Below are 6,706 nucleotides of genomic sequence, written 5' to 3' on the forward strand. Positions count from 1 at the left end.
GGACTCCTGGACGAGACCCAGGCGGTCGGCCTGGAAGCCGCCTACGTCTACCTGAGACGGGTCGAGCACATGCTGCAATACCGCGAGGATGAACAGACCCACCTGCTGCCCCGCACGGACGAGGGCATGGCAGCCCTGGCCCAGGCCATGGGCCACGCCGACACGACCGGATTCCAGGCCGAACTGGACCGGCACCGCGCCTTCGTCTCGCAGTGCTTTCGCGATGCCTTCCGCATCGCCGGCATGGGCGGCGATGCGCAGGAACCGGAAACCCCGCAGGCCGAAACGCCCGCAGCGTCGCTGCCGGACGGGTTGGCCGAAACGATGCAAGCCCGCATCGACACCTTGCTCGACAGCCACCGGATCCGCAGCCTGCCGCGCGCCAGCCAGCAACGCCTGCAGGCGCTGCTGCCCGGCCTGATCCAGGCCGCCGCCCGCACCGACGACCCGCCCGTTGCGCTGCAGCGGCTGCTGAACCTGGTGGAGCACATCGCCCAGCGCAGCGCCTACCTGGCGCTGCTGGCCGAATATCCCGAAACCCTGGCCCGCGTGGCGCGCATCGTCCAGGCCAGCCCCTGGGCCTCGGAATACCTGACGCGCTACCCCCTGCTGCTCGACAGCCTGATCGAATGGCGCAGCCTGATGCAGGCCCCCGATTTCCCGGCCCTGGCCGAACAGCTGCGCAACGACCTGGACGCCTGCCTGCTGCCCGACGGCCAGCCGGACGTGGAACAGCAGATGAACCTGATGCGCGACGTCCAGCACCAGATCACTTTCCAGCTGCTGGCCCAGGATCTGGAAAACGTCATCAGCGTCGAAGGACTGGCCGACCACCTGTCGGCCCTGGCCGACCTGATGCTGGCCGAGGCCATCCACCGGGTCTGGCCCCAGGTGCTGCCGCGCGAACGCCGCGCCGACCCGGGTGAGCCGCGCTTTGCCATCATCGCCTATGGCAAACTGGGCGGGAAAGAGATCGGCTATGCATCCGACCTGGACCTGGTGTTCCTGTACGACGACCCGGACCAGGAAGCCAGCGAACGCTACGCCAAGCTGGGGCGCCGGGTGGCGTCCTGGCTGTCCACCCTGACCTCGTCGGGCCGACTGTACGAGATCGACCTGCGCCTGCGCCCGGACGGCGATGCCGGCCTGCTGGCCCTGCCCATCGAAGCCTTCGAGCACTATCAACTGAACCAGGCCTGGCCCTGGGAACACCAGGCCCTGACCCGGGCGCGCTTCGTGGCGGGCGATGTCGCCATCGGGGCGCGTTTCGAGGACATCCGTCGGCGCATCCTGCTGCTGCCACGCGACCCCGAGGCGCTGCGCCGCGAGGTCATCACCATGCGCGACAAGATTTCCCAGGGGCATCCCAACCGCAGCGACGATTTCGATCTGAAACACGACCGGGGCGGCATGGTGGACATCGAGTTCATCACCCAGTTCCTGGTGCTCAGCCAGTCAGGCGCGCACCCCGAACTGCTGGACAACCTGGGCAACATCGCCCTGCTGGGCCTGGCGGCGCGGGCCGGCCTGATCCCTGGCCCGCTGGCGGCCGAAGCGGCGGACGCCTACCGCGTCTTTCGCCGCCGCCAGCACGCCCTGCGCCTGCAAGGTGCCGACAAGGCACGCGTGCCGCAGACAGAATTCACGCGCGAACGCAAAGCCGTGCGCCAACTATGGGCGCACGTACTGGAACCGGGCGCGTAAGGTCGGACCGACCCGCGTCAGCCGCAACAAGCGGTTGCCTACTGCAGTGTGCGTTCGAACACGAACTGCTCGCCATCCCAGTCCACCGGCACGACGTCGTTCGGGCCGAAGCGGCCTTCCAGAATGAGCCGCGCCACGGGGTTTTCCACGTGCTGCTGGATGGCACGCTTCAAGGGGCGCGCGCCAAACACCGGGTCGTAGCCTGCGCGGGCCAGTTCCTGAACCGCCGCATCAGACACTTCCAGGCGCATCTCATGCTGCGCCAGGCGCTCGGCCAGCCGCTTGAGCTGGATACGGGCGATCGGCTCGATGTGCGTCGCATCCAGGCCGTGGAACACCACGATCTCGTCGATCCGGTTCAGGAATTCCGGTCGGAATGCCGTCTTCAGTTCGTCGCGGATGACTTCCTTGACCACATCGTAGGGCTGGTCGGCCAGGTTCTGGATCTGCTGCGAACCGATGTTCGAAGTCATGATGATCACCGTGTTGCGGAAATCCACGGTGCGGCCCTGGCCATCGGTCAAGCGGCCATCGTCCAGCACCTGCAGCAAGACGTTGAACACGTCCGGATGGGCCTTCTCGACCTCGTCGAGCAGGATCACGCTGTAGGGCTTGCGGCGCACGGCTTCCGTCAGGTAGCCGCCTTCTTCGTAGCCCACATAGCCCGGGGGCGCACCAATCAAGCGGGCCACGGAATGCTTTTCCATGAACTCGCTCATGTCGATGCGCACCAGATGATTGTCCGAATCGAACAGAAAATGCGCCAGCGCCTTGGTCAGTTCGGTCTTGCCTACGCCGGTCGGCCCCAGGAACAGGAACGAACCATAGGGGCGGTTCGGGTCCGACAGCCCGGCACGCGAACGGCGGATGGCTTCCGACACCAGGCGCACGGCCTCGTCCTGACCGACCACGCGCTCGTGCAGCACGGCCTCCATGCCCAGCAGCTTGGCACGTTCACCCTGCATCATGCGTGACACGGGAATGCCGGTGGCACGCGACACGACCTCGGCGATTTCCTCGGCGCCGACCTGCGTGCGCAGCAGGCGCGGCTTGTCCGCATCCGCCGCCTTGGGGGCGGATTCAGCGGCCTTCAGGCGGGCTTCCAGTTCGGGCAATCGACCGTACTGCAGTTCAGCGAGCTTGTCGTACTGGCCCTTGCGCTGCAACTCTGCCATTTCGGCGCGGACCTGGTCGATTTCCTCTTTCACGGCCTGAGAGCCCTGGACGGCCGCCTTTTCCGCCTTCCAGACTTCCTCGTAGTCGTTGTATTCGCGCTGCAAGGATTCCAGTTCGTCCTCGATCGCCTTCAGGCGGCGCTCGGAAGCCTCATCGGTGTCCTTGCGCACAGCCTCGCGTTCGATCTTCAGCTGGATGATGCGCCGGTCGAGGCGGTCCATGACTTCCGGCTTGGAATCGATTTCCATACGGATGCGCGCCGCTGCTTCGTCGATCAGGTCAATGGCCTTGTCGGGCAGGAAACGGTCCGTGATGTAGCGGTGCGAGAGTTCCGCCGCCGCCACGATGGCCGGGTCCGTGATCTGCACGCCGTGATGCAGTTCATAGCGTTCCTGCAGGCCACGCAGGATGGCGATGGTGGATTCCACATCGGGTTCATCCACCAGCACCTTCTGAAAGCGCCGTTCCAGCGCAGCATCCTTTTCGATGTACTGGCGGTATTCGTCCAGCGTGGTCGCGCCCACACAATGCAGTTCGCCGCGCGACAGCGCGGGCTTGAGCATGTTGCCGGCATCCATGGCGCCCTCGGCCTTGCCGGCGCCCACCATGGTATGCAGTTCGTCGATGAAGACGATGGTCTGGCCCGAATCCTGGGACAGTTCCTTCAGTACGGCCTTCAGGCGTTCCTCGAATTCACCCCGGTACTTGGCCCCGGCCAGCAGCCCGGCCAGGTCCAGCGACAGAATACGCTTGCCCTTCAGGGTTTCCGGCACCTCACCGTTGACGATACGCTGGGCCAGGCCTTCGACGATGGCCGTCTTGCCCACACCGGGTTCGCCGATCAGCACGGGGTTGTTCTTGGTGCGCCGCTGCAGGATCTGGATGGTGCGACGGATTTCGTCGTCGCGCCCGATCACGGGGTCGAGCTTGCCTTCGCGGGCACGGGCCGTCAGGTCCAGGGTGTATTTTTTCAGTGCCTGACGATTGTCCTCGTCTTCGGCGCCCATCACGGATGCGCCGCCGCGCACGGCCTCGATGGCGGCTTCCAGCGCCTTGCGCTGCAGTCCGGCCTCGCGCAGGGCACGGCCGACCTCGCCCTTGTCATCGCTCAGAGCCAGCAGATAGAGTTCGCTGGCAATGTAGGCATCGCCACGCTGACCGGCTTCCTTGTCGGTGCGCGCCAGGGCAGCCTGCAAATCGCGGCTGATCTGGATATTGCCTTCGGCACCCTGGACCATGGGCAGTGCCTTGATCTGGCGATCCAGTTCGGTCTGGAGACGTGGCACGGCCACGCCGGCACGCGCCAGCAGACTGGCCGAGCCGCTGTCTGGATCGGCCAGCAAGGCCGAGAGCAGATGGACGTTTTCGATATAGGGATGGTCATGGCGTACCGCCAGACTTTGCGCGTCGGCGAGTGCCTGCTGGAACTTTGTCGTCAGTTTGTCGAATCGCATGGGTGGAGCCCTTGAGTGGGTGGGGGCGTGACGCCCCGATGTTCCATACATGCGGGCGAAAAACGGTTTTTCAAGCACTGCGGACTGCTGCGATCACTGATGCCCCGAACCATCTGCACAGGTGGCGCAGGAGATGTTTTAAACAATAACTATCTGATTCATATGGGATTTATCAAGACCAGGACAAACCCTATGCTACAGTCCGGCGGACTCTGCCCAAGGCCCTTGCTTTGCTGCCCGAAGGACTGCCATGAACGCCCCCCAGGACTGGGACCCCCGCGCCCCCGATATCCTCGCCGATCCCATCGCCGCCTATGACCGCATGCGGGGCCGCTGCCCGGTGGCCCACAGCGACTATCTGCACCATTCCGTGTTCCGTCACGCCGATGTGATGCGAATCCTGCTGGACCACAAGACCTTCAGCAGCCAGGCGTCGCGCCATGTCTCCGTGCCCAACAGCATGGATCCGCCCGAGCACACGGCGTACCGCCGACTGATCGAGCCCTACTTCGGCCCGGACCGCATGGCAGCCTTCGAGCCGGTCTGCCGCCGCTTGTGTGCGGATCTGGTCGCCGCGCTGCCCCGCAACGAGCGCATCGAAATCATGTTCGGCGTGGCGCATCCCTTTGCCCTGCGCATGCAATGCGCGTTCCTGGGCTGGCCCGACAGCCTGCACGAACCGCTGCTGCAATGGATCCACAAAAAGAACGTCGCCACCCTGTCCGGAGACCCCCACGCCATTGCTGCCGTCGCCACCGAATTCGACGAAACCATTCGCGGCCTGCTGAAAGTCCGCCGCAATGCCGGGGGCCAGGCCCCCGACGACGTCACCACACGCCTGCTGCGCGAAACCGTGGACGGCCGCCCCCTGACCGAAGACGAAATCGTCAGCATCCTGCGCAACTGGACCGTCGGCGAATTGGGCACCATGGCCTCCAGCATCGGCATCATCGCCCACTACCTGGCCACCCATCCCGACCTGCAGGACCGCCTGCGCCGCCACCCGGAACTGGTCCGACCCGCCAATGACGAGATCCTGCGCATCCACGCGCCGCTGATCGCCAACCGCCGCCTCACCACCTGTCCGGTGCGCCTGGGCAACACGCAGATCCCGGCTGGCGAACGGATCACGCTGATCTGGGCCTCGGCCAACCGCGACGAAGCGGTCTTCGGCGACCCGGACGAATTCCGCCTGGACCGCGACCCATCCCTGAACCTGCTCTACGGTGCCGGCATCCACGCCTGTCCGGGGGCGCCCTTGGCGCGCCTGGAACTCGAAGCGATGATCCAGGCCCTGTTGGCAGGCACCCGTGCGCTGGAGCCCGTCGCCGACCAGCCCCCCATGCCGGCCATCTACCCGGCCAGCGGCTACCGGCAGGCCATGCTGCAAGTGCGCCACGACTGAAGCCGGCGGCGCGCCAGCATCCACGTCCCCCGGCATTCCGTGGCGCAGAAAGGACACTGTACCCACGCAGTGCGGATTCTCGCTGCAGACGACCGCGCTATCCAGTCCGGCAAGACTACAATTCAGGCATGAACCATTCGGGGCGGCATCCGCCCCGGTCTGCCTGGAATCTGTCTGCCATGTGTCAGTTATTGGGCATGAATTGCGCCACGCCCACGGACATCACGTTTTCCTTTGCCGGGTTTGCCGCACGCGGCGGCGGCACCGACCACCACGCCGACGGCTTCGGCATCGCCTTCTACGAAAACCGCGGTTCGCGCTGTTTCCTGGACAATGCGCCCTGCTGCCGTTCACCCGTCGCCGAACTGATCAAGCGCTATCCGATCAAATCGCGCAACGTCATCGCCCACATCCGCAAGGCCACCCAGGGCGCCCTGGAACTGGAAAACTGCCACCCCTTCGTGCGCGAAATGTGGGGCCGGCACTGGCTGTTCGCCCACAATGGCGATCTGAAGCACTTCTCCCCTGAACTGCGCGGCGACCATCAGCCAGTCGGCCAGACCGACAGCGAACAGGCCTTCTGCGTCATGCTGGAAGGACTGCGCGCCCGCTTCGGCGCCAACGAACCGGAAGCCACCGACCTGTTCACTGCCGTGGCCGACATGACGGCCAGTCTCACGCACTACGGGGTATTCAATTTTCTGCTGTCCAATGGACGCTGCATGCTGGCCCATTGCTCGACGAACCTGTACTACATCGTGCGCGCCTGGCCCTTCCAGGTCGCGCATCTGGTGGACACCGACATGTCGGTGGATTTTTCCCAGACCAACGCACGCGGCGACTGTGTTTCGGTCATCACGACCAAGCCGCTGACCGACAACGAGACCTGGACCGCCTTCCAGCCAGGCGAACTGATGATGTTCGTCGATGGCCGCCCCCAGTCCAGCCGGATCATCGAGATCCCCGA

General features: G+C 65.2%; 4 protein-coding genes. 3 read left to right on the forward strand and 1 reads right to left on the reverse strand.

Features of this window, described 5'->3' with window-relative positions; genetic code table 11:
- Window positions 1-1,704, forward strand: a 1,704-nt coding sequence (glnE, locus tag RBR29_RS09685) for a bifunctional [glutamate--ammonia ligase]-adenylyl-L-tyrosine phosphorylase/[glutamate--ammonia-ligase] adenylyltransferase (protein WP_320348881.1), incomplete at its 5' end; no start/stop codon positions are given.
- A 38-nt stretch (window positions 1,705-1,742) separates the two neighbouring features.
- Here the strand turns inward: glnE and clpB are convergent.
- Window positions 1,743-4,334, reverse strand: coding sequence for an ATP-dependent chaperone ClpB (clpB, locus tag RBR29_RS09690; RefSeq protein WP_320348883.1), 2,592 nt, complete (start codon window positions 4,332-4,334; stop codon window positions 1,743-1,745).
- Between the two features lie 250 nt (window positions 4,335-4,584).
- Here clpB and RBR29_RS09695 point away from each other — a divergent pair, with 250 nt between their 5' ends.
- Both RBR29_RS09695 and RBR29_RS09700 read left to right on the forward strand, forming a co-directional pair.
- Window positions 4,585-5,739, forward strand: coding sequence for a cytochrome P450 (locus RBR29_RS09695; RefSeq protein WP_320348884.1), 1,155 nt, complete (start codon window positions 4,585-4,587; stop codon window positions 5,737-5,739).
- A gap of 179 nt (window positions 5,740-5,918) precedes the next feature.
- On the forward strand, window positions 5,919-6,706 hold a 788-nt coding region (locus tag RBR29_RS09700), incomplete at its 3' end, for a class II glutamine amidotransferase (protein WP_320348885.1).

Origin of the sequence: Castellaniella sp., from assembly GCF_034007085.1 — a bacterium.
Classification (GTDB): domain Bacteria; phylum Pseudomonadota; class Gammaproteobacteria; order Burkholderiales; family Burkholderiaceae_B; genus Castellaniella.